Source organism: Agrobacterium bohemicum (genome assembly GCF_002896715.1).
In the GTDB taxonomy this organism is placed as follows: domain Bacteria; phylum Pseudomonadota; class Alphaproteobacteria; order Rhizobiales; family Rhizobiaceae; genus Agrobacterium; species Agrobacterium bohemicum.
On sequence record NZ_PGEL01000014.1, the window covers coordinates 14349 to 40174 of the forward strand.

Below are 25826 nucleotides of genomic sequence, written 5' to 3' on the forward strand. Positions count from 1 at the left end.
GGACTGATTGAGGAGCGCGCGTCTTTCCGATCTCCCTCCTTGTGGGGGAGATGTCCGGCAGGACAGAGGGGGTGAGCCACGGGCGATGACAGACAAAGTTGCCGTTGCAACGACCATAACTTCCCGGAGACACCATGACCTATGCCACACTGACCCCGCCCCAAGCGGAGGCGTTGACGCTGGCCGATGTGAAGGCGCATTTGCGGCTGGACGGCGCGGATGAAGATGCACTTCTGGCATCGCTGATCACCACCGCCCGCGAGTATCTGGAATGCCAGACGGGCTTGTGCCTGATGCAGCAGAGCTTTCGGCTATACCTTGATGACTGGCCGCTGAATGGTGTGATTCAGATTGCAAAGGGGCCGGTGCAAGCCATCGAAAAGATTCTGGTTTTCGATGATGCGGGCGACCCCCAGGACATGACCGATATCGACAAGCTGCTGGATGGCGAAGGGCGACCGGCGCGGCTGTGGTTGCGCCAGCCGCCTGCGCCNGGGCAGCCGCTGAACGGCATCGAGATCGATTTCACCGCAGGCTTTGGCGAAAGCGGCGCGGATGTGCCGGATACGCTGAAGCGGGCGATGCTGATCCACATCGCGCATATGTTTGCCTTTCGCGGCGCGGTTTCACCTGCCGACCAGCCCGCCGGAGTGCCAGCAGGTTATGAGCGGCTGACTGCGCCGTTTCGTAGACTGGGCCTGTGAGCGATGAACCTGACATTTCTCGACCCAGGCCAACTGACGGCGCGGCTGGACGTGGAAGGGCCGGAAGAACTGCCGGATGGGCAGGGTGGTGTTGCGGCTGGCTGGCGTTTGTTGCGCTCTCTCTGGGCGGCTATCGAGCCAGTTTCGCAAGGTGCCTATGAGCGGGCATCCGCCGATGGCGTGGCGATTACTCACCGGATATGGGCCGGATTTCGCAGCGATATCGAGGCGGGCATGCGGTTTCGCAAAGGGGTGCGGGTGTTTGCTGTAAAATCGGTTATCGACCCGGATGAAACGGGCCGTTTCATTGTCTGTCGCTGCGAGGAGGAAAGCCGATGATGGCGGCCAATGCGCTGCTGCGCGCTGTTCACGTCCAGCTTGCCGGAGATGCGGTGCTGACGGGTCTGGTGGGTGCGCGCGGCATCATCGACCGGCTGCTGCCAAGGCCCGTTCTCCCTTGCGTGGCCTTCGGCGAAATCGACAGCCGTGATTATTCAACCGGCTCCGAGCGGGGTGAGGAGCATTTCCTGACCATCGAAGTGTGGAGCGAGGAGGGCGGGCGCAAGCTGGCCCAGGACATTGCGGTGCGCGTTCTGGCGCTTCTCGATGACGCCCCGCTGGCGCTGGGCGAGGGTATTGCATTGGTCAGCCTGTTTTTTCGCAACAGCCGGACTGTGCGCCAGACGAAGTCGAAGCAGTTTTTGACGGAAATACGGTTTCGGGCGGTGACGGAGTAGCACCGAATTCAATTCGAAAGGACACACCATGGTGGCGCAGAAGGGGAAAGACCTGCTGCTGAAGATCGACAACGGCGGGGCATTCGTGACCGTTGCCGGGCTGCGCACGAAGCGGCTGGCGTTCAATGCGGAAAGCGTTGATGTGACGGATGCCGAAAGTGCCGGGCGCTGGCGCGAATTGCTGGCGGGGGCTGGCATTCAGAGGGCGGGACTGACAGCATCGGGCATATTCAAGGACCAGCAAAGCGATGCGCTGGTGCGCGGGCAGTTCTTTGCCGGTGCCATTCCCGGCTGGCAGATCGTCATCCCGGATTTCGGGACCGTTACTGGGCCGTTTCAGATTACCGCGCTGGAATATTCCGGGCGGCACGACGGCGAGGTGCAGTTCGAGATTGCGCTGGAATCAGCGGGTGCCATCAGCTTCGGAGCCTTGTGATGGGAGCGGGGAATTTCGGGCGGGCTAACCGCAGGCGCGGCGAAGTGGAGGCAGTGCTGGATGGAGAGCGGCGCATTCTGTGCCTGACACTGGGGGCGCTGGCGGAGCTGGAAACCGCCTTTGCCGCCGATGACCTGACGGGCTTGGCGAGCCGCTTTGCCAGCGGGCGAATGAAAGCCGCCGATATGATCCGTGTCATCGGCGCTGGTTTGCGCGGTGCGGGCAACATGNTTTCCGATGACGATGTGGCCACCATGAGCATCGAGGATGGAATTGCCGGTTATGCGAAGATCGTGGGAGACCTCCTGACCGCAGCCTTCGCTGGAACCGGCACGGGAGGGGAGGCACCCGCTTCCCCCTGAGAGCCGCAGCGGACGCAGGCCAGGCGCATGATACCCGACCCTTTCCCTGGGGGCAGGTGATCCATGCGGGCCTGAGCCTGCTGCGGCTTTCTCCAACGGNTTTCTGGACGCTGACCCCAGTAGAGNTTTTTGCCATGACGGGTGGGATGAGGCCCCAACGCGGTGGGGTTGATCGTGGTGGGCTGGAAGGGTTGATGCGGTTGTTTCCGGATGGGTGAGGCCTACCTCTCCCACAAGGGGAGAGATGCCGCCTATCGAAAGCATAGCAATTCCAATCCACTAGCTTCCCAATTTGAATCAGAAAGGCAAGGCCGATGGCTAATGAGATGAACTTTGCCGACCAGCGTGAGGAGGCGGAGGCTTTGGCTTCTGTCATGGATGATCTGGAGCGGCGATCGCAACGGTTTGGGTCGGCGCTCACGTCTGCATTGCGAGCGGCGACCACCGGCGGCAAGGGGTTGGACAGCGTGTTGCAGGGGCTGGGGACGCGGCTTTCCAATATTGCGCTATCTGCCGGATTGAAGCCTCTGGAGAACATGCTGTCTTCAGCGGTCAGCAGCCTGACATCCGGGGCAGGATCGCTTTTTGCCTTTGCCAATGGCGGCGTGCCGGGTCGGGTGACGCCGTTTGCCGAGGGTGGTGTCGTGTCAAGCCCGACGNTTTTTCCCATGGGCGGCGATATGGGGCTGATGGGCGAGGCGGGCAGCGAGGCGATTTTGCCGTTGAAACGCGGGGCGGACGGTTCGCTGGGCGTGGCGTCGGCCGGTGGCGGCGGTGGAACGCAGATCGTGTTCAATGTGACGGCGAGTGATGCTGCGAGTTTTCGGCGCAGCGAGGGGCAGATTGCGGCGATGCTGGCGCGCAGTGTGGGGCGGGGGCAGCGGGGGCTTTAGTTTGGCGCAGGCGTGTTTTTGTGGTTGGCGTTGAGTTTGTGGCTTACCCCCTCTGTCCTGCCGGACATCTCCCCCTCAGGTNGGGAGATCGACTCGTGGCGACCTCTCGTCCATCTTTGACGCGGAGATTTAAGTGAGGTGGTTCGGCCATCCGATCTCCCCCCTTGAGGGGGAGATGTCCGGCAGGACAGAGCGGGGGGTAAGCCACGCCCGCTGCCGCCAGCGTCTGCTCTCAAAATTTCATTTTAAATCCAGGNAAATCAAATCCATGGCAGCATTTCATGAGGTGCGGTTTCCGTTGCGGTTGGCGATGGGGACGAGTGGTGGGCCGGTGCGGCGGACGGATATTGTCAATTTGTCCAACGGGCGGGAGAACCGGAACCAAAGGTGGAGGAATTCTCGGCGGGCTTATGATGCCGGGTCGGGAGTTCGGTCCGTCAGCGACCTCTATGCTGTCCTGGAATTTTTCGAGGCGCGGGGCGGGCAGCTTTATGGATTTCGGTTTCGTGATCCGGTGGATTTCCGGTCGTGTCCGCCACTGACCGTGCCGTCTGTGATGGACCAGCGGATCGGCACGGGTGACGGGGTGACGGCCGCGTTTCAGCTGGTGAAGACCTATGCCGATGCGGGCGGAGGGTGGACGCGGACCATTGCCAAGCCGGTGGAGGGGTCTGTGGTGGTTTCGGTGAATGGCATTGCGGCAACGAATGTCAGCACCGACCATGCGACCGGGATCGTGACGTTTGCGGCGGGGCATGTGCCAGCGGCGGGCGCGGCTGTGAGGGCGGGTTTCGAGTTCGACGTGCCTGTTCGTTTCGATATCGACCGCATCGATGTGAGCCTTGCTACCTTCGAGGCCGGGCGCATTCCTTCCATTCCGCTGGTGGAGATTTTGCCGTGNAAAAAGTGCCACAGGATTTCGCAGCGCATCTGGAGGGTGAGGCAACGACGACATGCCATTGCTGGAAGGTTAGCCTTCGCGATGGCGCGGTGTTGGGTTTTACCGAGCATGACGAGGCGCTGATATTTGGCGGCGTGACCTATCTGGCCGCGAGCGGTTTTCAGGCGGGCGAAAACGATAGCGAAACGGGGTTGGCGGCCAGCAGCGGCGAGGTCGCGGGCGGGTTTTCCAGCGAGGCGGTGAGTGAGGCCGATCTGGCTGCGGGACGCTACGACGGCGCGAAGGTGGAGCTTTACCGCGTCAACTGGCAGGCGCCGGAGCAGCATGTGCTGCTGAAGGTACGCGAGATTGGCGAGGTGACGCGCGCTGGTGGTGCATTCACGGCGGAACTGCGCAGTTTTGCGCACAGGCTGAGCCAGCCGCAGGGCCGCGTTTATGGACGGCGGTGCGATGCGGCGCTGGGTGATGCCAGGTGCGGGGCTGATATCGTGGCGTTTCGGGCGGATGGTGCGGTGGTTTCCGTGGATGGAACCGGACGGATGATGGTATCCGGCCTCAGCGCTTTTGCCGACGGTTTTTTCCGGCAGGGCAAGCTGGTGTTTTCAACCGGTGTGAATGCGGGCCGTAGTTTCGATCTGGACGACCATGTGGTGCGTGACGGTGTGGCGAGTTTGAATTTCTGGCTGCCGCTGGAGGCGGCCCCGCAGGCAGGCGATGCGTTCACGGTGACGGCGGGGTGCGACAAGAGCTTTGGCGTCTGCAAGGTCAAGTTTGCCAACCACCTGAATTTCAGAGGCTTCCCGCATATGCCCGGGGCAGATTTCGCCTATTCCTATGTGACGAGCCGGACTCAGCATGATGGCGGAGCGCTGTTTTCATGAGCGATATCGGTGGACGGGTTCTGGCGGTGGCCGACAGCTGGATCGGCACGCCGTACCGGCATCAGTCCTGCCTGAAAGGCGTGGGCTGCGATTGTCTGGGGCTGGTGCGCGGTATCTGGCGCGAGCTTTATGGTGATGAGCCCGAACTGCCGCCGCCCTATGCGCGTGACTGGGCCGAGCGTGGCGGCGAGGACAGGTTGATGGCGGCTGCGGAGCGGCATTTCCAGCCGGTTGCCAGCATGGTGGACGCGCTGCCGGGCGACATGCTGCTGTTCCGCTGGCGACCGGAATTCGCGGCCAAGCACGCGGGCATTCTGGCCGATGCCGATCACTTCATCCACGCCTATGAGGCGGCCTCCGTGCTGCGCTCGGCGCTGGTGCCTTCGTGGCGCAGGCGCATCGCTGGCGTTTTTCGATTTCCGTAGAGGTGACTGATGGCAACCCTTGTTTTGCAGGCGGCGGGCGCTGCCCTTGGCAGTATTTTTGGGCCGGTGGGCGCCATCATCGGCAGGGCGGCGGGTGCGCTGGCAGGCAGTGCGGTCGATAGCGCGCTGTTTTCCTCTTCGAAGACCGTTACCGGCGCGCGGCTTTCGACGGCCCGCATTCCCGGTGCCGAGGAGGGGGCAGCGATTGCACGGGCTTATGGCACGGTGCGGATTGGTGGCACGCTGATCTGGGCGACGCGCTTTGAAGAGAGCGTGACGCGGGAGCGGCAGGGCGGCAAGAGCACCAGTAGCAGCAGCACGACCGTCGAGACGTTTCGATATTTTGCAAATCTTGCCGTCGGTCTTTGCGAAGGCGAGGCCGCGATGGTGCGGCGGGTGTGGGCCGATGGACAGGAGCTGGACCTGACCGGCATCGAAATGCGATTCTACCCCGGTACCGATACGCAGCTTCCCGACCCGTTGATCGAGGCGCGGCAAGGGGCGGGCAATGCGCCTGCTTATCGCGGCCTGTCCTACGTGGTGTTCGAGCGGTTGCCGTTGGATGGTTTCGGCAATCGTATTCCGCTGTTGCAGTTCGAGGTGATCAGGCCCATCGGCAAGCTGGAGGGGCAGATACGGGCAGTGACGGTGATACCCGGCGCGACGGAGCATGGTTGTGCGACGGTTGCCGTGTCAGAGCGGACGGGGGCGGGCGAAAGCCGGGTGATGAACCGCCACAATCTGGCGGCGGCAACCGACTGGCAGGCTTCGATTGACGAATTACAGGCGCTGTGCCCGAACCTTGAAAGCGTGGCGCTGGTGGTGACATGGTTCGGCACCGATATGCGCGCTGGCGAATGCCGCATTCTGCCCGGTGTGGAAGTGGGCTTCCGCGACCGCGAAAGTGTGACATGGTCTGTTGCAGGAATGGGGCGCGGGCAGGCGCGGCTGGTGAGCCGACGTGACGGTGGCCCGGCCTATGGCGGCACACCGGGTGATACAGCCGTTTTGCAGGCCATTGCCGATTTGAAGGCGCGGGGCTTGAAAGTATGCCTCTATCCGTTTGTGATGATGGATGTGCCAGCGGGCAATGCTCTGCCTGACCCCTATGGCAAGGTGGAACAGGATGCCTATGGCTGGCGCGGCAACATTACGTGCCACCCGGCCGCNGGGCAGAGCGGAAGTGCTGACCGCACGGTGGCGGGGCGGGCGCAAATCTCGACTTTTTGCAACCGTACTGACGGGTATCGACGCATGGTGCTGCACTACGCGGCGCTGGCGAAACAGGCGGGCNGGGTTGAGGCATTCCTGATCGGCTCTGAACTGCGCGGGCTGACGCGGGTACGTGATCAGGCGAATGCCTTTCCGTTCGTTGAGGAACTGGTGCGGCTGGCGGGTGAGGTGCGCGCCGTAGTGGGCGCTGTTACGAAGCTGACCTACGCTGCCGACTGGAGCGAATATTTTGGGTATCACCCGTCGGATGACACGGGCGACGTGTTCTTCCATCTCGATGCGTTGTGGGCGAGCGCTGATATCGATGCTGTTGGCATCGACAATTACATGCCGCTGTCCGACTGGCGCGACGATGACGTGCAGGGCGGCAATCCGGATAATTTCAATGGGTCAGACGATGCGGCGGGGTTTGTTCGCAGCATCGAGAGCGGTGAGGGTTTCGACTGGTATTATGCCAGTGACACCGACCTGGCCAGTCGCAAGCGCAGCGCCATTTCCGATGGGTTGAAGGGCAAGCACTGGGTCTATCGTTACAAGGATCTAGCGGGCTGGTGGCAAAACCGGCATTATAACCGCACAGACGGCATGGAAAGTGCGACGCCGAGCGCCTGGGTGCCGGGCATGAAGCCGATCTGGTTCACCGAACTGGGCTGCCCGGCCATCGACAAGGGCGCGAACCGGCCCAACACCTTCATCGACCCGAAATCATCAGAAAGCGCTTATCCGCATTTTTCCAGCCTTATGCGCTCCGACAGCCAGCAAAGGCGGTTTCTGGAAGCGCATCACGACCATTGGGCGGGCGTTTCTGCACCAGCCGATATGGTCGATCCAGCCAAACTGTTTGTTTGGACGTGGGATGCACGGCCTTATCCCGCTTTTCCGCTGGATGCGGCGACGTGGAGCGATGGCGCCAATTGGCGTACCGGCCACTGGCTGAACGGCAGGTTGGGGGCGACCACGCTGGCAGATTTGATTGCGGCGGTGCTTGGTGACCATGGCTTTGCGGACTTCGATGTTTCCGCTGTGATCGGCGATGTGGCTGGGTATGCGCAGGGCGATGTGATCGCGGCGCGCAGCCTGCTGGAGCCGTTGTTGCAGGCGTTTCAGGTTGATGTGATCGAAGACGGAGCGACGTTGCGCTTCGTTTCACGCGGACGGGCCGCCACGCGCACGAAGATGATCTCGGCTTATGCGGATATCGAGGATAGCGCGCTGTGGTCTGAGGCGCGCGGGCATGAGAGCGATTTTGCAGCCGAGGCGGTGCTGACTGCCTTCAACCCGGCACTGGACTACGAGCAGGCGAGCGTTCGCTCCCGGCGCATCGACAATGCCGGAAGCCGGGTGCTGCGTTATGATCTGGGCGCGGTGCTGGCGCAGGAGACCGCGCAAAATGCGGTGGAGGCACTGTTGCGCGACAACCGGCTGGCGCGCCGCACGGTGCGCTTTGCGATTTCGCCGCAGGATATCGCGCTGGACCCCGGTGATTGCGTCGAACTGGAGGGTGGTCCCAAGGGGCGTTTTCTGGTGAGCCGGATCGAGGATGGCGATGTCAGGCGCATCGAGGCACGGGAGTTTTCGCCTGCTGTCAGCATGGTTTCTGGCGAGGTCGAAGCACCCCGCAATGGCGGTGGCAACGCGTCGAGCGGGTTCGACCCGGATATCGTGCTGATGGATCTGCCGCGATATGAAGCGGGCGATGCGCAAGGTTTTGCGCGGGTTGCGGCCTTCGCCAGGCCTTGGCGGCGAATGGTGCTGTCCGCTTCATCAGGAACCGACGGTTACGAGGCGAGGGCGCTGCTGGACCAGCCTGCCAAGATCGGTGCGCTTTCGCGTGCTACGCCAAGGGGATTCATCGGGCGGTTCAACATTGCGGGGGCAATCGAGATCACGCTGCCATACGGCGATCTGTCGTCAGTCTCCGACCTTGCCGTGCTGAACGGGGCCAACCGTATTGCCATTCGCTGTGCCAATGGCGCGTGGGAGGTTGCGGCTTTTGCGAAGGTGGAAGAAGTGGCGGCCCAGCGCTGGCGGATGACGCGGCTGCTGCGAGGACTTGCTGGTACAGAAGACGCGATGGCGGCAGGCGCAGTTGCTGGAGCCGAGGTCGTGGTTCTGGATGCGGGTGTGGTGCCGATGGGGCTGCGCGGTGACGAACGCGGCCTGCAACTGAATTGGATCATCGAGGCGGCGGGTGCGCAAATCTCGAGAGTTGGGCCACTTGCTTTTGCAGGTGGAAGGCGGGCCGAAATGCCGCTGGCACCTGTGCATTTGCGTGGTATGCGCGGAGCAGACGGCGTGCTGCTGACATGGATGCGGCGCGGGCGAGTGGAGGCCGATGGCTGGGACGCCGCCGATATTCCGCTCGATGAAGCATCCGAACGATACCGGGTCGAGATCCTATCCGATGATGTGGTGCGGCGAACAATCGAGGTGAGCGAGGCAGCTTGCCTTTATGCCGCGAGCGACGAGGTGGCTGATTTTGGTTCGCAGCAGACGACGCTTGCGATTCGGGTGCGCCAGCTTGGCCGAGCGGTGCCACTGGGTATCGCGGCAAGCGCCGTTTTGCGTGTTTAAACTTCACAATAACGTCAACCGAGAAAGGGTAAAGCATGGACAATATGAAAGCCTGGTATCAGTCGAAAACCGTCTNGGGCGCGCTGATTGCGGTGTTGGCACCGCTGCTGCATGTGGTGGGGTTGAACCTGCCGACGGGGTTCGAAGGCGAGCTTGCCGAGGGGCTGGTGACGGTGGCCGGTGGCGTGGGTGGGTTGATTGCGTTGTATGGGCGATTGGCTGCGACAAGTGAGATTAGGTAGGGGATTGTGGGTTGGACGGTAGTGGGTGTGGCTCANCCCCCTCTGTCCTGCCGGACATCTCCCCCTCAANGGGTGAGATCGACTCGTTGAGATCTCTCGCCCATCTGGAACGCTGAGGATAGAGTGGGGAACGCGCGTCTTGCCGATCTCCCCACCTGANGGGGAGATGCCCGGCAGGGCAGANGGGGGTGAGCCCCACCCGCTACCCTTGACCTTACCCTCAACGCCACCACACCCCACATTCATTTGCCATTCAGACGCTTTGCGATACATATTCGGCCAAGAATTCGTTTCGACGTGCATCCGATTTTTCTTTGGAAGTTTTTTGCAATGGCATCACCTCTCATCATCGCGACGCTTGCAGCCGGTCTCTCCGGCTTTCCTGCGCCGCAGGCTGATGTGCAGGGTGTGCCATCGGTAGCGCGTGTACAGCAGGTTGCAAGTGACTGCACCTCCGCCGTCTCGCGTGTGGTACGCGAAACCGGCGGCCAGCTTCTCTCGGTTTATCCATCAAATGACGGCCAGAACTGTGTCGTGACAGTGCTTGTGCAGGGCAATGGCGAGCGCCCTCGCAAGGTGACGATGCGCGTACCGATGTAGACCGTCGCAATCCCCNAAAATCTGCCATAGAGTGCCGCGCGTCTGTGACGCGAAGAGCCAGTCTATGGTTATTGGGTGACGCATCGTGCTTTACGAAAATCGATTCCGATTTTCGCGCCGATGCGCTAGAGATGATTTGAATGACCGTCACACTGCAGAAGTGACGGGTGCAATGAAAAGGGACGGACGATGCGCATTCTTGTGGTCGAGGACGATACCAACCTCAATCGACAGCTGACCGACGCGTTGAAAGAAGCGGGTTATGTCGTCGATCAGGCCTTTGATGGTGAAGAGGGGCATTATCTCGGCGATACCGAGCCTTACGACGCCATCGTTCTCGATATCGGCCTGCCGCAGATGGACGGCATTACCGTTGTCGAAAAATGGCGTGCCAGCGGCAAGTCCATGCCGGTTCTGATCCTGACCGCGCGCGACCGCTGGAGCGACAAGGTCGCGGGTATCGATGCCGGTGCCGACGACTATGTGACGAAGCCTTTCCATGTGGAAGAAATTCTGGCGCGTGTGCGCGCGCTGATCCGCCGTGCAGCCGGACATGCGTCATCCGAGATCACCTGCGGCCCGGTGCGGCTCGACACCAAGTCCTCCAAGGCAACCGTCAATGGCACGACACTGAAACTGACCTCGCACGAGTTTCGCCTCCTGTCCTACCTCATGCACCATATGGGTGAGGTGGTGTCTCGAACCGAGCTGGTGGAGCATATGTACGATCAGGATTTCGACCGTGATTCCAACACGATCGAGGTGTTCGTTGGGCGTCTGCGCAAGAAGCTTGGCGTCGATCTGATCGAAACTATCAGGGGTCTCGGTTACCGGATGCAAGCACCCGCAGATGCGAAGTAACTCACTCACCGCACGCGTTCTGCTTTTAGCCTCGGCATGGTCTGCCCTGGCGCTGGTGGTAATCGCGGTGGTGATTTCCACGCTCTACCGGCAGGGCGTGGAGCGCAGTTTTACCGATCTGCTGCGTGCCCAGCTCTACAACGTCATCAATTCCATCACCGTTTCCAACGAGAATACGCTTGCTGGTAGCCCGCAGCTTGGCGATCTCCGGTTTTCCCAGCCCGATACGGGCTGGTACTGGGTGGTGGAGCCGCTGGGCAATTTTCAGACGGCACCGCTCGTTTCCTCATCGCTTGGCGTGTCCACGCTGCCTGTTCCCAGCATTCTGGATGTGCCTTTCGACAATCGCTACGAGCGCTATTACGTGGTGACGGACGAGGCGAAAAACCGCGTGCAGGTTGCCGAAACGGAAGTGGTGCTGGATGGAGAGGGGCGGGCGGCGCGCTTTCGCGTGACCGGCAACCTGAATGTCGTGGAAGACGACGTCAGTGACTTTTCCAACAGCCTCTATCTGGCGCTTGCCGTGTTTGGTGTTGGCAGTCTTGTCGTTAATGGCCTTGCCATTCTCTATAGTTTACGACCGCTGGACAGGGCGCGTCTGGCGCTGGGCAAAATTCGCGGTGGCGAAGCGGAGCGTCTTGAGGGCGAATTCCCCAGCGAAATCCAACCCTTGGCGACTGAAGTCAACGCTCTGATCGAAAGCAACCGGCGTCTTGTGGAGCGTGCGCGCATGCAGGTGGGCAATCTGGCCCACTCGTTGAAAACACCGATTGCCGTTCTGTTGAACGAGGCCCGCACGCTGGACAGCCACCATGGCGATCTGGTGCGGGGACAGGTGGAGGCGATGCAGGCGCAGGTTCAGTCCTATCTCTCCCGCGCCCGCATTGCCGCTCAACGCGGCTCCATTCTGGCGCGGGTGGAAGCCGAACCGGCGCTCGAGCGGCTGGTGCGCGTAATGCGCCGCCTGAACCCGGAAAAGACATTCGAGCTGGACATGCAGCAACCGGGCATGATTCTGGCGATGGAGCAGCAGGATCTGGAAGAAGCGGTCGGCAACCTTCTGGAAAACGCGGCGCGGTTTGCAGTCACAAAGGTGGTGATAACTGTCATGCGCGGTTCGCACCCGTCTTCCGACCCGGATGTGACCCGCAGGTCATGGGTGACGTTGCTGGTGGAAGACGATGGGCCGGGGCTGGAGCCCGAACAGATTACCGAAGCCATGAAGCGCGGCAGGCGCCTGGACGAAAGCCGGCCGGGGACAGGCCTTGGTCTATCGATCGTCAGCGAGGTGGTTTCTGAGTACCACGGCACCTTTGCCATGTCGCGCGGCCCGCTGGGTGGGCTGAAAGCGGAGTTGCTTCTTCCAGGACTTTCGAAAGAGCTTGCATGACGGCCAAAAACTGGCAAGACATTTCGTGACGCATGACCGCGCCAGGATGGCGCGTTGATAAGGAGTGTATTCTTGGTTGACGTGATGGGCAAAACCGGATTTGCCGGGATAAACTCCAATATTATGCGCCCTGCTGTTCTTTCGCTGGTCTGCCTGTCAGTTCTCAGCTCGTGCACCACATCCAACACCCGCGCAACCGGTGGCGGACTGCTGGGACGCGGTGGTGCATCGTCTACGCCATACATCTCTAGCCTTCAGGGCGGCATTGTCGGCAGAAGCGGTCTGCAACTGGATCGCGGTGATTTCAACAAGGCGCTGGAGGCGGAATATCGTGCGCTGGAAACAGCGCCTGGTGGCCAGGCCGTGGTGTGGGGGAGCGGCGATACGCGCGGCGAGGTGATTGCCAACGCGCCCTACCAGGTTGGCAACCAGAACTGCCGCCAATACACCCATGATCTGACGGTTGATGGCAAGCAGGCGAAGGTCCGCGGTGCCGCCTGTCGTAACGCCAATGGTACCTGGACGCCGCTGATCTGACGCTTGATTGACGCATGTCAAGGCATGCGCAAGGCTGATCGTTAGAACAGGATGGCGTATGGCGACCGGCCTCTGTCTTTCGTCAGTGCGGCCATAGGCGGCATAGTGTCTCAAATTCACGTCATCCTGCTGCGGCTTATTTCAAAGCGGCGCGCATTCGAGTAATTGAAACGGCATGTTCTGGANTTTTATCGCCCTGTTGACGGCGGCCGTGGCCATCGTTCTGACCTATNCCCTGATGCGCAGCAATGGCGTAGCCGACACGGCCCGTGACGGTGAGGTTGCAGTGTACCGCGACCAGTTGGCTGAGTTGCAGCGCGAGCGCGAAAGCGGGTTGATTGGTGAGGCCGAGGCCGAATATGCCCGCGCCGAAATCGGGCGGCGGCTTCTGGCGGCCGCATCCGGNAAAAAAGGTGAAGCGTCTGCGATTTCGCCACGCCGACACAATGCCCTGGCCAGCGTCGTAACCGTGCTTTTGCCGCTGACCGGGCTCTGTCTTTATTTGTATATGGGCACGCCAAACATGCCGGACATGCCGCTTGCTGCGCGGCTGGAAAAGCCCGGCAACGACATGAACCTGATGATTGCCAAAGCTGAACGGCATCTGGCGCAGAACCCCAATGATGGCGCCGGATGGGACGTGCTGGCACCGATCTACTTCAAGACCATGCGTTTGGGTGATGCGGAGATGGCGTATCGCAATGCCATCCGTCTTCAGGGTGAAAATGCACCACGCCTGACGGGCCTTGCCGAAACGCTGATTGCTGCCAATGAAGGCATCGTTGTTGATGATGCACGCACCGCGCTGGAAGATGCGGNAAAGATGAGCCCCGGCAATCCGCGTGCACGCTTTTATCTGGCGCTTTCGCTGGAGCAGGCGGGCAAGACCGCCGAGGCGCGGGATGCCTTTGCAGCGTTGCTCAAGGCCTCGCCAGCCGGTGCGCCATGGATACCGCTGCTGCAGGCGCATTTACAAAATACCGGCGGCGCCGACATTGCCGCCACCCAGACGCCGGAAGCGCCAGCGGGGCCAAGTGCCGAGGATATTGCCGCTGCTAGCACAATGTCGCCCGAGGAACGGCAGGCGATGGTGGCTGGAATGGTGGACAGTCTGGACGCGAAATTGCGAGAAAATCCCGACGATTTGCAAGGCTGGATGCGGCTGGTGCGCTCTTACGCCATGTTGAAGAATGAAGAGAAGGCCCGCCAGGCTCTGGCCGGTGGCCTGAAAGCCTTTCCGCCCGCCGGTGAGCAGGGCAAGCAGCTGCTAGCGCTGGCGCAGCAGCTGGGCGTGAATGTGCAGGGAGTGACGCAATGACCCGCAAGCAGAAAAGATTGGCCGTTATCGGCGGCGGTGTCAGCTTTATCATGATCGCCGCATTTCTGGTGATGTTCGCCTTCGGCCAGTCCATCGCCTATTTCTATATGCCGGGTGATCTGGNAAAGACCAGCGTTGCACCGGGAACGCGGATTCGTTTGGGCGGGCTGGTGGCTGAAGGGTCGGTCAAGCGCGGCGAGGGCCGGACGGTGAGCTTTGCGGTGACGGATGGCGGCGCAAGCGTACCGGTAAGCTATACCGGCATTCTGCCGGACCTGTTTCGCGAGGGGCAGGGCGTCGTGACCGAAGGCACCTTCGATGCCGCCACCCATGCTTTTGTGGCCGATAGCGTGTTGGCCAAGCACGACGAAAACTACATGCCCAAGGAAGTTGCCGACCGCCTGAAGGACAAGGGCCTGTGGCAGCAGGCACCAGATGGCACGGCCAAAACCGGAGCAACGCAATGATCACCGAAATCGGCCATTATGCTCTGGTGCTTGCGCTTGGCGTCGCGCTGGTCGTTTCGACACTGCCGGTGTTTGGTGCGCGGCGCAACGACAAGGCGCTGATGGACATCGCGCCCGTCGGTTCGGTTCTGCTGTTTCTGTTGGTGGGAATGTCGTTTGCGGCTTTGACACATGCTTATGCGGTGTCGGATTTCTCGCTGAAGAATGTCTATGAGAACTCTCATTCGCTGATGCCGATGCTTTACAAGCTGACGGGCGTATGGGGCAACCACGAGGGCTCGATGCTGCTGTGGCTGCTGATCCTCGTTCTGTTCAGTGCGATGGTGGCCGTCTATGGCCGTAATCTGCCCGATACGCTGCGCGCCAATGTTTTGGCAGTGCAGGCGTGGGTGACGACGGCTTTTCTGCTGTTCATTCTCTTGACCTCCAATCCGTTCGCGCGGCTTTCGCCGGTGCCAGCCGAAGGGCAGGACCTCAATCCGGTGCTCCAGGATTTCGGGCTCGCGATCCATCCACCGTTGCTTTATCTCGGCTATGTCGGCTTCTCCGTCTGTTTTTCCTTTGCCGTTGCTGCGCTGATGGAAGGGCGCATCGATGCCGCTTGGGCGCGCTGGGTTCGCCCTTGGACGCTGGCTGCATGGACCTGTCTGACGGCGGGCATTTCGATGGGGTCTTACTGGGCCTATTACGAGCTTGGCTGGGGCGGTTGGTGGTTTTGGGACCCGGTGGAAAATGCGTCCTTCATGCCATGGCTTGCGGGAACGGCGCTGCTGCATTCGGCGCTGGTGATGGAAAAGCGCGAGGCGCTGAAAATCTGGACCGTGCTGCTGGCAATCACGACATTCTCGCTGTCGCTGCTGGGTACCTTCCTCGTTCGCTCCGGGGTTCTGACCTCCGTCCATGCCTTCGCGACCGACCCGAGTCGCGGTATCTTCATCCNTTGCATCCTGATGATTTTCATTGGCGGCGCGTTTTCGCTGTTTGCTTGGCGCGCGCCCATGCTGAAAGCAGGCGGGTTGTTCGCGCCGGTGTCTCGTGAGGGCGCGCTGGTTCTGAACAACCTGATTCTGACCGTTTCCACCGCAACTGTGCTGATCGGCACGCTCTATCCGCTGGTGCTGGAAACGCTGACGGGCGAGAAGATTTCCGTTGGTGCGCCGTTCTTCAATTTGACCTTCGGACTTTTGATGATCCCGATCCTGATCGTGACGCCATTTGGACCCATGATGGCGTGGAAGCGCGGTGATCTGCTGGGCGCGTTCCAGCGTCTCTATGTAGCCGCAGCGCTGGCGGCAGTGGCAGGTCTGACGCTGTGGTATATCGAGCATGGCGGGCCTGTCATGGCGGTCCTTGGCATGATCGCCGGGTTCTGGCTGATTTTCGGAGCGCTGGCCGACCTCTGGTACCGCGCCAATTTCGGCAAGCTGGCNTTTGGCATCGCATTGCGACGATTGAANGGGCTGCCGCGATCGACATTCGGCACGACGCTGGCGCATATGGGGCTTGGCGTGACAGTGCTCGGCATTGTTATCGTGACCACCTTCGAGACGGAAACCGTGGTTGAAATGAAGCAGGGTGCAGCCGTGGAAGCGGGCGGCTACAGCCTGACCTTCGACGGCATTCGTCATCATGTCGGGCCCAACTATACCGAGGATCGTGGGCACTTTACCGCGCGTAAGGGCGGGATCGAGGCGGCGGATGTGTGGTCTTCCAAGCGGCTCTACACGGCGCGGCGCATGCCGACGACGGAGGCTGGGATCATGACCTTTGGGCTTTCGCAGCTTTACGTTTCGCTCGGCGATCCGATGGCCGACGGCGGCATGGTGGTTCGCATCTGGTGGAAGCCGTTTATTCTCTGCATATGGGGTGGCACCGTGTTCATGATGATTGGTGGGATGGTTTCTCTGTCTGACCGCCGGTTGCGGGTGGGTGCGCCAAGGCGCAAGGCGAAGGCGACGAAGGATGTTGTGTTGGGTGCAGCGGAATGAGCCTCGTTCAACGGCGGATGCGAAACGCGGCACTTTTCTTCGTGATTCTCTTCACGGCACTTCCGGCATTTGCCTTCAACCCTGACGAGGTTCTCGCTGACAAGGCACTGGAAGCGCGCGCACGGGCGCTGACGGTGCAGCTGCGCTGTATGGTGTGTCAGAACCAGTCTATCGATGACAGCAATGCAGAACTGGCTCGGGATCTGCGTGTGCTGGTGCGCGAGCGGTTGACGCAGGGGGACAGCGACGAGGCTGTGATCAATTACGTCGTGTCTCGTTACGGTGAGTTCGTGCTGCTGAAGCCACGCTTCAGTACCCGCACGATTGCCCTCTNGGGTGCGCCGATTGCCTTGATTTTGATCGGGGCGACGGCGATTTTCGTGTTTGCGCGCCGCCGGGTGGCGGTGTCCGAGGGACAGAAGCTGACGGTGGACGAAGAGGCGCGGATTCGAGATTTGCTGGATGGGGGTAAGTGACGCCACCAGCTCTTATTGCCTTGGGCAAGGCAGGGAAATAAATGCGATATATTTCAAATATTTAGTATTCCTACGTAATCTTCTCCTTCGCAATTCTCTCAACATTACGGATTTTTCACACGCCAGACACTTCGCTGTAAGGTGAAGCCTCCTATATCTTCATCATCCACCGCTTCCCCGATCACACGGGGCTCCAGTCTGAATGAAGAAAGAAGGTAAGTTCCATGTTGAATTCGCAAAACGGACGTCCCTCGTTGAAGACCATCCTCAAGTCTTCCGCTGTTGGCGGTCTGGCGGCTCTGATGCTGACGACCGGTGTCGCGGGGCCAATCGCTCATTCTTTCGCAGCACCCGTTGAAGTGACCGCACCTCAGGTGCCAAGCTTCGCCAATGTGGTCGACGCGGTTTCTCCCGCGGTCGTCTCTGTGCGCGTGCAATCTAATGTTCAGCCTGCGTCCGACGAGAACAACGGCTATTCGTTCAATTTCGGCGGTCGTGGTCTCGATCAGCTTCCCGATGATCATNCCCTGAAGCGCTTTTTCAAAGAGTTCGGTGGACCTGGTTCGGGTGAAGGCGACAAGCGCGCAGACCGTGGTCCGAGGGGCCACCGCGACGGCAAGGGTCCGTTGCGCCCGACCGCTCAGGGCTCCGGCTTTTTCATCTCTGAAGATGGCTACATCGTTACCAACAACCACGTCGTCGATGATGGTTCTGCCTATACGGTGGTTATGAACGACGGCACTGAACTCGACGCCAAGCTGGTTGGTCGCGACACCCGCACCGATCTGGCCGTGCTGAAAGTGGATGTGAACCGCAAGTTCACTTATGTGCAATTTGCTGACGACAGCNAAATCCGCGTTGGTGACTGGGTGGTTGCAGTCGGCAACCCGTTCGGTCTCGGTGGAACGGTGACGTCTGGCATCATCTCGGCACGTGGTCGTGATATCGGCTCCGGTCCTTATGACGATTACCTCCAGATCGATGCTGCCGTGAACCGTGGCAACTCCGGTGGTCCGGCCTTCAACCTCAACGGTGAAGTCATTGGCATCAACACCGCGATCTTCTCCCCATCCGGCGGTAACGTGGGTATTGCATTCGCTATTCCCGCCTCCGTCGCCAAGGACGTTATTCAGGACCTGATCAAGGACGGTAAGGTCGAGCGCGGCTGGCTGGGTGTGCAGATCCAGCCTGTGAGCAAGGATATCGCTGAATCGCTTGGTCTTGCCGAGGCAAGCGGAGCACTGGTTGTTGCGCCGCAGGCGGGTTCGCCCGGTGACAAGGCTGGCATCAAGCAGGGTGACATCATTACCGCGCTGAATGGCGATACGATCAAGGACGCCCGCGATCTTTCACGCCGCATCGGTGCCATGGCGCCGAATAGCAAGGTCGAGCTTTCGCTGTGGCGTGGTGGCAAGTCGCAACCGGTAACCGTAACGCTGGGTGATCTTGCCAGCGACGATGCCTCCAAGGCAACGACAAGCCAGAATGACGACAAGGGCGGTCAGCCTTCCAGCGAAAAAGCGCTGTCCAGCCTTGGCCTGACGGTAGCTCCCTCTGACGATGGTGCGGGTCTCGCGATCACCGATGTCGATCCTGACTCCGATGCCGCAGCCCGTGGTTTGAAATCTGGTGAGAAGATTACATCGGTCAACAATCAGCAGGTCGCTTCTGCTGCCGATGTCGAAAAGATCCNTTCGCAGGCCAAGAAGGACGGTCGCTCCAAGGCTCTGTTCCAGATCCAGACGGAAGATGGCAGCCGCTTCATTGCGCTGGATATTGACCAGGGTTGATCATGACAATGTGGCGGGAGGGGCGATTGCCTCTCCCGTCACTCATCTGTGAAGACCACGCCGCGACATATTCGGAGAAATCCCATGGNAAACAAGACACAGGAATCGTCTCCCGCATCTGTTTCCGGTTGTGTGGTTGATGTGGACAACGCTATTGTCCCGCACATGAAGATTCTTGTTATCGAAGACGATCTGGAAGCTGCGGCCTATATGACCAAGGCGTTCCGGGAAGCAGGTATTGTGGCCGATCACGCCAGCGATGGCGAGAGCGGCCTGTTTATGGGCGTCGAGAATGCCTATGACGTCATGGTCATCGACCGCATGTTGCCGCGCCGTGATGGTCTTTCGGTCATCAGCGAGTTGCGCCGTCGCGGTATCGAGACGCCGGTGCTGATCCTGTCGGCGCTNGGGCAGGTGGATGATCGTGTGACGGGTCTGCGCGCGGGTGGCGATGACTATCTGCCGAAGCCGTATGCCTTCAGCGAGCTTCTGGCGCGGATCGAAGTGCTGGGCCGCCGCAAGGGCAAACCTGAACAGGACATGGTCTACCGTGTTGGCGATCTGGAACTTGATCGTCTCTCCCATGACGTGCGCCGCGCCGGTAAAGAAATATTGCTGCAGNCGCGTGAGTTTCGCTTGCTGGAATATTTGATGAAGAACGCCGGTCAGGTCGTGACTCGCACCATGCTTCTGGAAAATGTCTGGGATTACCATTTCGATCCGCAGACGAATGTCATCGACGTGCATGTGTCGCGTCTTCGCTCAAAAATCGAGAAGGACTTCGACAAGCCGCTGCTGAAAACCATTCGTGGTGCCGGCTATATGATGAAGGACGAGGGGTAAAACCGCCTCATGGCACGTCTTCGTCTTCTGTTCAGCTCGACGGCGGTGCGCCTTTCGGCGCTTTACATCCTGCTTTTTGCGCTCTGTGCTGCTTTCCTTGTTTTCTATGTTACCGCTCTTTCCGAAGGGCTGTTGAACCAGCAGACGCGTGACGCCGTGCAGCAGGAAGTGAACGACGTCCAGCGCGTCTATAATCGCGGGGGCATAAACCCGCTGCTGCGGATGATGGAACGCCGCGCCCGACAGCCGGGGGCAAGCCTCTATGTGATCGCCGGGCCGAACGGCGAAATTCTGGCAGGCAATGTTGCCTCCGTACAGCCCGGTGTCTTCGACAGTGAGGGCTGGACGGAATTGCCATTCGGTTATGAGCGCTATTCCGAAAGCGGCGACGCCGTGAAGCATCTGGCCACCGCCAACATCTTCCGCCTCGACAATGGCCTGCGCATTCTGGTCGGTCGCGATCTGGGTGAGCCAACAAAATTCCGCCTGCTGGTGCGCAATGCGCTGATGGTGGCTTTGGCAATCATGGGTGGCGGTGCGGTTCTCATCTGGTTCGCAATCGGTCGCAATGCGCTGAAGCGTCTGAACCGGATGTCCGATGCGACCAAGNAAATCATGGCGGGCGATCTGTCTCAGCGCCTGCCACAGGGCCGTTCCGGCGACGAGTTCGACCGGCTCTCGGGTTCGCTCAACGCCATGCTNGGGCGCATCGAGAAGTTGAACGAGGGTCTGCGCCAGGTTTCCGACAACATCGCCCACGACCTCAAGACACCGCTGACACGTCTGCGCAACAAGGCGACCGAGGCGCTGGAAGACCGCGACGACGACAAGCGTCGTTCGGCACTGGAAGGCATCATTGCCGAATCCGACCAGTTGATCCGCACCTTCAACGCGCTTTTGATGATCTCCCGCGTCGAAGCTGGCTCCATCGCTGCCGAGATGAGCGATGTTGATGTGTCTGCGATTGCCGAGGATAGCGCCGAGCTTTATGAGCCGGTGGCCGACGAGGAAGGTTTGACGCTGACGGCGGATATTGCGCCGGGACTGATCGTGCAGGGCAACCGCGAACTGATCGGTCAGGCGCTGACCAATCTCATCGATAACGCTATCAAATATGCCGGTGGGCATGAGGGTAAAAAGGGACTTTCCGTGCAGTTGGCGCGACAGGAGGAGGGCATCGTGCTCTCCGTTGCCGACAATGGCCCAGGTGTTCCGGCTGACAAGCGCGACGAGGTGATCAAGCGCTTCGTACGGCTGGACGAAAGCCGCTCCAAACCAGGAACGGGTCTCGGCCTTTCGCTTGTCGAGGCTGTGATGGAGCTGCATGGCGGCTCGCTCCGGCTTTCCGATACCGATCCTGAGAATGCTCAGGCACCCGGCTTGACTGTTTCGATGGNTTTTCCCGTTTCCACACCGTAAGGTCGTACCCAAAAACAAAGAAGCCGATTCCGTGAGGGCGGTATTCAGCGTGCAAGGGAGAGAGACAGTGCGACAAGCGACAACCGTCGAAAGACGGCTGGAGGATGTGCAGCCAGGTGTTATCCGCGCCTATACGCAGACGGAGTTGAAATCCGTTCTTTCCACGTTGAAGGATATCGGCAAAAGCGACCCTGTAGTCGCGGAGCTTCTGGCGAGCGACAGACCGCTCAAGGATTTCGTGGCGCAGGCACTGTCGCTATCTCCCTATCTGCGGGATGCGGCAGTCGCCGATGAGGGGCTGCTGACGCTGGCGATATCGGCCCCGCTGGATGGGACGCTGGCTCGTCTGGTCGAAGACGCCCGCAATTGCTGGCGCCCGGATGGTGAAGGGGCCGTACCAAGTGAGGCCGAGGTGATGACCCGGCTGCGTGTCGCCAAGCGAAGACTGTCCTTTATTTCCGCAATGGCCGATCTGGCGCGTATTTTCGTTGCGCGCGACACGACGCACTGGCTGAGCGACATGGCCGATGCAAGCCTGGCGGCTGCCATTGACCATCTGCTCCTTTCCAATCACCACACCGGCAAGCTGACGCTGAAAAATCCCGAAGTGCCAAGCGAAGGTTCCGGCCTGATCGTGCTGGGCATGGGCAAGCTGGGTGCGCAGGAGCTCAATTATTCCTCCGATATCGATGCCGTTGTGNTTTTCGAGCCATCCTCCGGCATCATACCGGACCCGCTGGATGCGCTGGAANNTTTCGGGCGCATGATGCGTCGGCTGATCCGCATCATGCAGGAGCGCACCGCCGATGGCTATGTGTTTCGAGCCGACCTGCGGCTGCGTCCCGACCCTGGCTCGACGCCGCTGGCCATACCCGTCGAGGCAGCTTTGACCTATTATGAGGGCAGGGGGCAGAATTGGGAGCGGGCTGCCTATATCAAGGCGCGGCCGGTGGCAGGGGATATCAAGGCTGGCGAAGGTTTCATGCGGGAACTGACGCCCTTCGTGTTTCGCAAATATCTCGATTACGCGGCAATTGCTGATATCCACTCCATCAAGCGGCAGATCCATGCCCATAAGGGCCACGGCGCGATTGCGGTGAAGGGGCATAACGTCAAGCTCGGTCGCGGTGGCATTCGCGAGATCGAATTTTTCGCGCAGACCCAGCAACTGATTGCGGGCGGACGCATGGCACCGCTCAGGGTACGCTCGACGCAGGAAGCGCTGGCGGCGCTGACAGAGGCGAAGTGGATCGATGCCGGAACGCGCGACAAGCTGACCGATGCCTATTGGTTTCTGCGTGAGGTGGAACACCGCATCCAGATGGTGCGCGACGAGCAGACACACATTTTGCCAGACACGGAAGCCGAGTTAAAGCGCATCGCCTTTATGCTGGGCTTTGCCGATACAAAGAGNTTTTCTGNAAAATTGGAAGGTGTGCTGCGGCTGGTGGAGCGCAAATATTCGGCGCTGTTCGAACAGGAAACCAAGCTTTCTGGCGAAAGCGGCAATCTGGNTTTCACCGGACAGAGGGACGATCCTGATACGCTGAAGACGCTGGCGCGGCTGGGTTTCGAGCGGCCGGAAGATATGTCTCGCGTCATTCGGACCTGGCACAACGGCCGTTACCGCGCCACGCAATCCGTTGAGGCGCGGGAGAGGTTGACGGAACTGACGCCCGAGTTGTTACAGGCCTTCGGCAAGAGCAAGCGCGCCGATGAGGCGTTGCTGCGGTTCGATAATTTCCTATCCGGCCTGCCTGCCGGTATTCAGCTTTTCTCACTGCTCGGCAATAATCCGGCGCTTCTCTCGCTGCTGGTGACGATCATGTCATCCGCGCCGCGCTTGGCGGAAATCATTGCCGCGCGTCCGCATGTGTTTGACGGCATGCTGGACCCGGCGCTGATGACGGACGTCCCGACCCGTGAATATCTCGGCCAACGTATGCAGGGTTTTCTCTCACCTGCGCGGCACTATGAAGACATTCTCGACCGGCTGCGCATCTTTGCTGCGGAACAACGCTTTTTGATTGGGGTGCGGCTGTTAACTGGCGCGATCCGCGGAGAGGTGGCCGGACGAGCCTTTACGTATCTCGCCGATCTGGTGATCGAAGCTGCGGTGAAGGCTGTGACGGCTGAGATGGAAGCTGCACATGGCAAATATCCTGGCGGTCGTGTCGCGATCGTCGGCATGGGCAAGCTGGGTTCGTTCGAACTGACGGCGGGGTCCGATGTCGATCTGATCCTGCTGTATGATTACGACGATGTGGCTTCAGAATCCGATGGTGCCAAGCCGCTGGATGCCGTTAGGTATTTTACCCGCATAACGCAAAGGTTGATCTCCGCGCTCTCAGCACCGACTGCCGAAGGCGTGCTTTACGAGGTGGACATGCGGCTGCGCCCTTCCGGCAACAAGGGGCCGGTGGCGACACGCATTTCCACCTTCGAGAAATACCAGCGCGAGGAGGCATGGACATGGGAGCATCTGGCGCTATCACGCGCACGGTTGATCTGCGGCGATGCCTCGCTGATCGAGGATGCCGAGCGGATCATCACATCTGTCCTTACGCGGAAGCGGGATGTAGAAAAGATTGCCGCTGATGTTGCCGAGATGCGCAAGCTGATCGGTGAGGAAAAGCCGCCCGCCAATAGCTGGGATTTCAAGCTGATTCCTGGCGGTCTGGTCGATCTGGAGTTCATTGCCCAATATCTGACACTGGTCGCGCCAGCGAAAGGTCTGCCGCCGCATGTGGTGGGCGAAAGCACGGCGGAGGTGTGGAAACGCGTTGCAGTGGGGGCGATGGAGCCGCAGACCTATGACGACTGCGTGGCCGCGCTCAACCTTTTCACCGAACTGTCGCAGATCATCCGCCTGTGCATCGATAGTGACTTCGAACCCAAGGAAGCGCCTGCCGGACTGATCGATCTCGTCTGCCGTGCCGGTGATTGCCCTGACATCGGAACGCTGGAAGGGGAGGTGAAACGTCTTTCGAAAACTGTGCGAAAAGCGTTTTCTCTGGTTGTAGCGGCAAAGGGCTAAATTATAGGATGTGCCAAACCCCAAGACGGAGACAGGCAGATGATTGGATACACCATGGTTGGTACGACGGATCTGGATCGCGCCGTGCGTTTCTATGATCCGGTGTTTACCGAGATGGGGTTGAAGCAGTGTTACAAGGATGAGAAGACGGCATTCTGGGGTGACAAAAGCAACGTGAATGCGCCACGATTTGCGACGGGGTATCCGTTCGACGGCGGCAAAGCTGGTGTTGGCAATGGCACCATGACGGCATTTCTGATCAACGGTTCTGAAACGATCGACAGCTTGCATGGCCTTGCAATGGCGAATGGTGGATCGGACGAGGGCGCGCCGGGTTTGCGCCCTGAATACGGCGAAGGGNTTTTACGCCGCTTACGTTCGTGATCCCGATGGCAACAAGATCGCCTTTGTTTGCTACGATGTGAACAAGAGCGGCTGAGCCGNAAACCGTATCATCCAGATTTTGAGTTCATGGCACGGATCAATTTACGGGCTCAGTGATTGATCCGAGGACCTGTTTCGTCCGTAGAAAAGATTTTACACAAAGGCGCATTATGTTTCATCTAATTTTCGGCATTCCGTGGCTGGTTGTTGCTGTGCGATTCATCCAGCCACTGCCCTGGATATGGACCGTAAAAGCTGCTCTGGCCATCCTTCTTCTGGTCGCATCGCAGTATCACCTGATCAATCGTCTCTCTTCAGGCTCCGTGTTTTCGCCCGAGTTCCCGCGACCTTTGATCATTGCCATCAATGTGCTGATGGGGACTATCCTGCTGCTGGCAGTGTTTCAGATCGCACTGGATGTTGTTTCGCTCGTCATCACGCCGTTCAAGGGGCATTTTCCGGCGGTTCCCGTCGGCGTTCGTTATGCCATGGGCGTGGCTGCGTTTGGGCTTGCTGCTTTTGGCGTCAGCCAGGCGATCCGCGTTCCACCGTTGAAGGATATCGAGATAGCGATTCCGGGACTGCCAGCCGCTTTTGAAGGCTATCAGATGGTGCAACTCACTGACCTTCATATCAGCCGTTTGTTCTACGGCGAATGGGCAAAGGAAGTCGTTAAACGAACCAATGCGCTGAATGCCGATCTGATTGTTATTACGGGCGATTTGATCGACGGCAATATCGAGAGCCGTAAACAGGACATCGCACCACTTGCCAACCTCAAGGCGCGTGATGGCGTTTATACCATTCCGGGAAATCATGAGTATTTTTTCGGCTACGAGGAGTGGATGGCATATTATCGCGGTCTCAACATGATGACGCTAGCCAACAACCATGATGTCATCGAGCGCAATGGTGAAAGTCTCGTCATTGCAGGAGTGACGGACCTGTCATCATCCAGAACCGGCTTTCCGCCACCCGATGTCGCCGCGGCGATCAAAGGCGCACCCGAAGGCGCACCCATCATTCTGCTCGACCACCAGCCCATGGAAGCGGCACGGAATGCACAGCTGGGTATGGCTGTTCAGCTATCGGGACATACTCACGGCGGGATGGTTCTCGGACTGGACCGCCTCGTTGCACGCGCCAACAAAGGGTTCGTCTCAGGCTTCTATCAGGTGGGTGGCATGCAGCTTTACGTGAACAATGGAACGGCGCTGTGGCCTGGGTTCGCTTTGAGGCTGGGAATACCGTCCGAATTAACCCGCATCACGCTTCGACGCAGTTCTTAAAAGCAATGCCGCCGCTCCCTATCAAAGAGGAGCGGCGGC

General features: G+C 59.9%; 24 protein-coding genes and 1 pseudogene. All 25 read left to right on the top strand.

The features are described 5' to 3' along the window. Positions 1-134: 134 nt before the first annotated feature. The 25 genes and pseudogenes from CUC55_RS00735 to CUC55_RS00870 all read left to right on the top strand — a co-directional run bounded on the left by CUC55_RS00735 (position 135) and on the right by CUC55_RS00870 (position 25787). Positions 135-704 carry a head-tail connector protein gene (locus CUC55_RS00735; protein ID WP_067653774.1) on the top strand — a complete coding sequence of 190 codons (570 nt, stop codon included), beginning with the start codon at positions 135-137 and terminating at the stop codon, positions 702-704. 3 nt (positions 705-707) lie between these two features. Further along, positions 708-1043 carry a phage head closure protein gene (locus tag CUC55_RS00740; protein ID WP_067653772.1) on the top strand — a complete coding sequence of 112 codons (336 nt, stop codon included), beginning with the start codon at positions 708-710 and terminating at the stop codon, positions 1041-1043. Further along, a complete protein-coding gene (locus tag CUC55_RS00745; RefSeq protein WP_067653770.1) occupies positions 1040-1441 on the top strand; it encodes a DUF3168 domain-containing protein in 402 nt (133 codons plus the stop codon). The genes CUC55_RS00740 and CUC55_RS00745 overlap by 4 nt, the downstream gene beginning before the upstream one ends. A 28-nt stretch (positions 1442-1469) precedes the next feature. Then, the gene (locus CUC55_RS00750) at positions 1470-1877 is read left to right on the top strand and encodes a phage major tail protein, TP901-1 family (protein ID WP_067653768.1); all 408 of its coding nucleotides are present in this window, start codon (positions 1470-1472) and stop codon (positions 1875-1877) included. Further along, entirely contained in the window at positions 1877-2239 is a 363-nt protein-coding gene (locus CUC55_RS00755) for a gene transfer agent family protein (RefSeq protein WP_103086685.1), read from the top strand. Before CUC55_RS00750 ends, CUC55_RS00755 begins: the two co-directional genes overlap by 1 nt. Continuing rightward, on the top strand, positions 2236-2457 hold the full coding sequence (locus tag CUC55_RS00760) for a rcc01693 family protein (protein WP_103086686.1): 222 nt from the start codon (positions 2236-2238) through the stop codon (positions 2455-2457). The genes CUC55_RS00755 and CUC55_RS00760 overlap by 4 nt, the downstream gene beginning before the upstream one ends. Positions 2458-2553: 96 nt before the next feature. After that, the gene (locus tag CUC55_RS00765; protein WP_103086687.1) at positions 2554-3132 is read left to right on the top strand and encodes a phage tail tape measure protein; all 579 of its coding nucleotides are present in this window, start codon (positions 2554-2556) and stop codon (positions 3130-3132) included. A 268-nt stretch (positions 3133-3400) separates the two neighbouring features. Continuing rightward, a pseudogene (locus CUC55_RS00775) lies at positions 3401-4030 on the top strand (phage distal tail protein, Rcc01695 family); the annotation flags it as partial. Then, positions 4030-4914 (top strand): DUF2163 domain-containing protein, encoded by an 885-nt coding sequence (locus CUC55_RS00780; RefSeq protein WP_103086688.1) that lies wholly within the window; start codon positions 4030-4032, stop codon positions 4912-4914. The pseudogene CUC55_RS00775 and the gene CUC55_RS00780, both read left to right, overlap by 1 nt. After that, positions 4911-5339, top strand: coding sequence for an NlpC/P60 family protein (locus CUC55_RS00785; RefSeq protein WP_067653758.1), 429 nt, complete (start codon positions 4911-4913; stop codon positions 5337-5339). The genes CUC55_RS00780 and CUC55_RS00785 overlap by 4 nt, the downstream gene beginning before the upstream one ends. 9 nt (positions 5340-5348) lie before the next feature. Next, positions 5349-9146: a baseplate multidomain protein megatron gene (locus CUC55_RS00790; RefSeq protein ID WP_103086689.1), complete on the top strand. Its 3798-nt coding sequence runs from the start codon at positions 5349-5351 to the stop codon at positions 9144-9146. Between the two features lie 35 nt (positions 9147-9181). After that, positions 9182-9388: a hypothetical protein gene (locus CUC55_RS00795; protein ID WP_103086690.1), complete on the top strand. Its 207-nt coding sequence runs from the start codon at positions 9182-9184 to the stop codon at positions 9386-9388. 330 nt (positions 9389-9718) lie between these two features. Beyond that, the gene (locus tag CUC55_RS00805) at positions 9719-9988 is read left to right on the top strand and encodes a hypothetical protein (protein WP_067653752.1); all 270 of its coding nucleotides are present in this window, start codon (positions 9719-9721) and stop codon (positions 9986-9988) included. A 189-nt stretch (positions 9989-10177) separates the two neighbouring features. After that, positions 10178-10849 carry a response regulator transcription factor gene (locus tag CUC55_RS00810; RefSeq protein ID WP_067653750.1) on the top strand — a complete coding sequence of 224 codons (672 nt, stop codon included), beginning with the start codon at positions 10178-10180 and terminating at the stop codon, positions 10847-10849. After that, complete coding sequence (locus tag CUC55_RS00815) at positions 10839-12239, top strand: ATP-binding protein (protein WP_067653748.1); 1401 nt, start codon at positions 10839-10841, stop codon at positions 12237-12239. Before CUC55_RS00810 ends, CUC55_RS00815 begins: the two co-directional genes overlap by 11 nt. A gap of 84 nt (positions 12240-12323) precedes the next feature. Next, positions 12324-12776 carry a hypothetical protein gene (locus CUC55_RS00820; RefSeq protein ID WP_170063797.1) on the top strand — a complete coding sequence of 151 codons (453 nt, stop codon included), beginning with the start codon at positions 12324-12326 and terminating at the stop codon, positions 12774-12776. A gap of 175 nt (positions 12777-12951) precedes the next feature. After that, positions 12952-14094, top strand: coding sequence for a c-type cytochrome biogenesis protein CcmI (gene ccmI, locus CUC55_RS00825; protein ID WP_103086692.1), 1143 nt, complete (start codon positions 12952-12954; stop codon positions 14092-14094). Then, on the top strand, positions 14091-14561 hold the full coding sequence (ccmE, locus tag CUC55_RS00830) for a cytochrome c maturation protein CcmE (RefSeq protein ID WP_103086693.1): 471 nt from the start codon (positions 14091-14093) through the stop codon (positions 14559-14561). The genes ccmI and ccmE overlap by 4 nt, the downstream gene beginning before the upstream one ends. Next, a complete protein-coding gene (locus CUC55_RS00835) occupies positions 14558-16549 on the top strand; it encodes a heme lyase CcmF/NrfE family subunit (protein ID WP_103086694.1) in 1992 nt (663 codons plus the stop codon). Before ccmE ends, CUC55_RS00835 begins: the two co-directional genes overlap by 4 nt. Before the next feature lie 17 nt (positions 16550-16566). Beyond that, entirely contained in the window at positions 16567-17025 is a 459-nt protein-coding gene (locus CUC55_RS00840; RefSeq protein WP_103086728.1) for a cytochrome c-type biogenesis protein, read from the top strand. A 224-nt stretch (positions 17026-17249) separates the two neighbouring features. Further along, positions 17250-18815, top strand: coding sequence for a Do family serine endopeptidase (locus CUC55_RS00845; RefSeq protein ID WP_103086695.1), 1566 nt, complete (start codon positions 17250-17252; stop codon positions 18813-18815). Between the two features lie 84 nt (positions 18816-18899). Further along, positions 18900-19658 carry a response regulator transcription factor gene (locus CUC55_RS00850; RefSeq protein WP_103086696.1) on the top strand — a complete coding sequence of 253 codons (759 nt, stop codon included), beginning with the start codon at positions 18900-18902 and terminating at the stop codon, positions 19656-19658. A gap of 9 nt (positions 19659-19667) precedes the next feature. Beyond that, positions 19668-21077 (top strand): sensor histidine kinase, encoded by a 1410-nt coding sequence (locus CUC55_RS00855; RefSeq protein WP_103086697.1) that lies wholly within the window; start codon positions 19668-19670, stop codon positions 21075-21077. Positions 21078-21144: 67 nt separating this feature from the next. Further along, the gene (locus CUC55_RS00860) at positions 21145-24114 is read left to right on the top strand and encodes a bifunctional [glutamine synthetase] adenylyltransferase/[glutamine synthetase]-adenylyl-L-tyrosine phosphorylase (protein WP_103086698.1); all 2970 of its coding nucleotides are present in this window, start codon (positions 21145-21147) and stop codon (positions 24112-24114) included. 554 nt (positions 24115-24668) lie between these two features. Then, positions 24669-25787 carry a metallophosphoesterase gene (locus CUC55_RS00870; RefSeq protein WP_067653732.1) on the top strand — a complete coding sequence of 373 codons (1119 nt, stop codon included), beginning with the start codon at positions 24669-24671 and terminating at the stop codon, positions 25785-25787. The last annotated feature ends 39 nt before the right edge of the window (positions 25788-25826 follow it).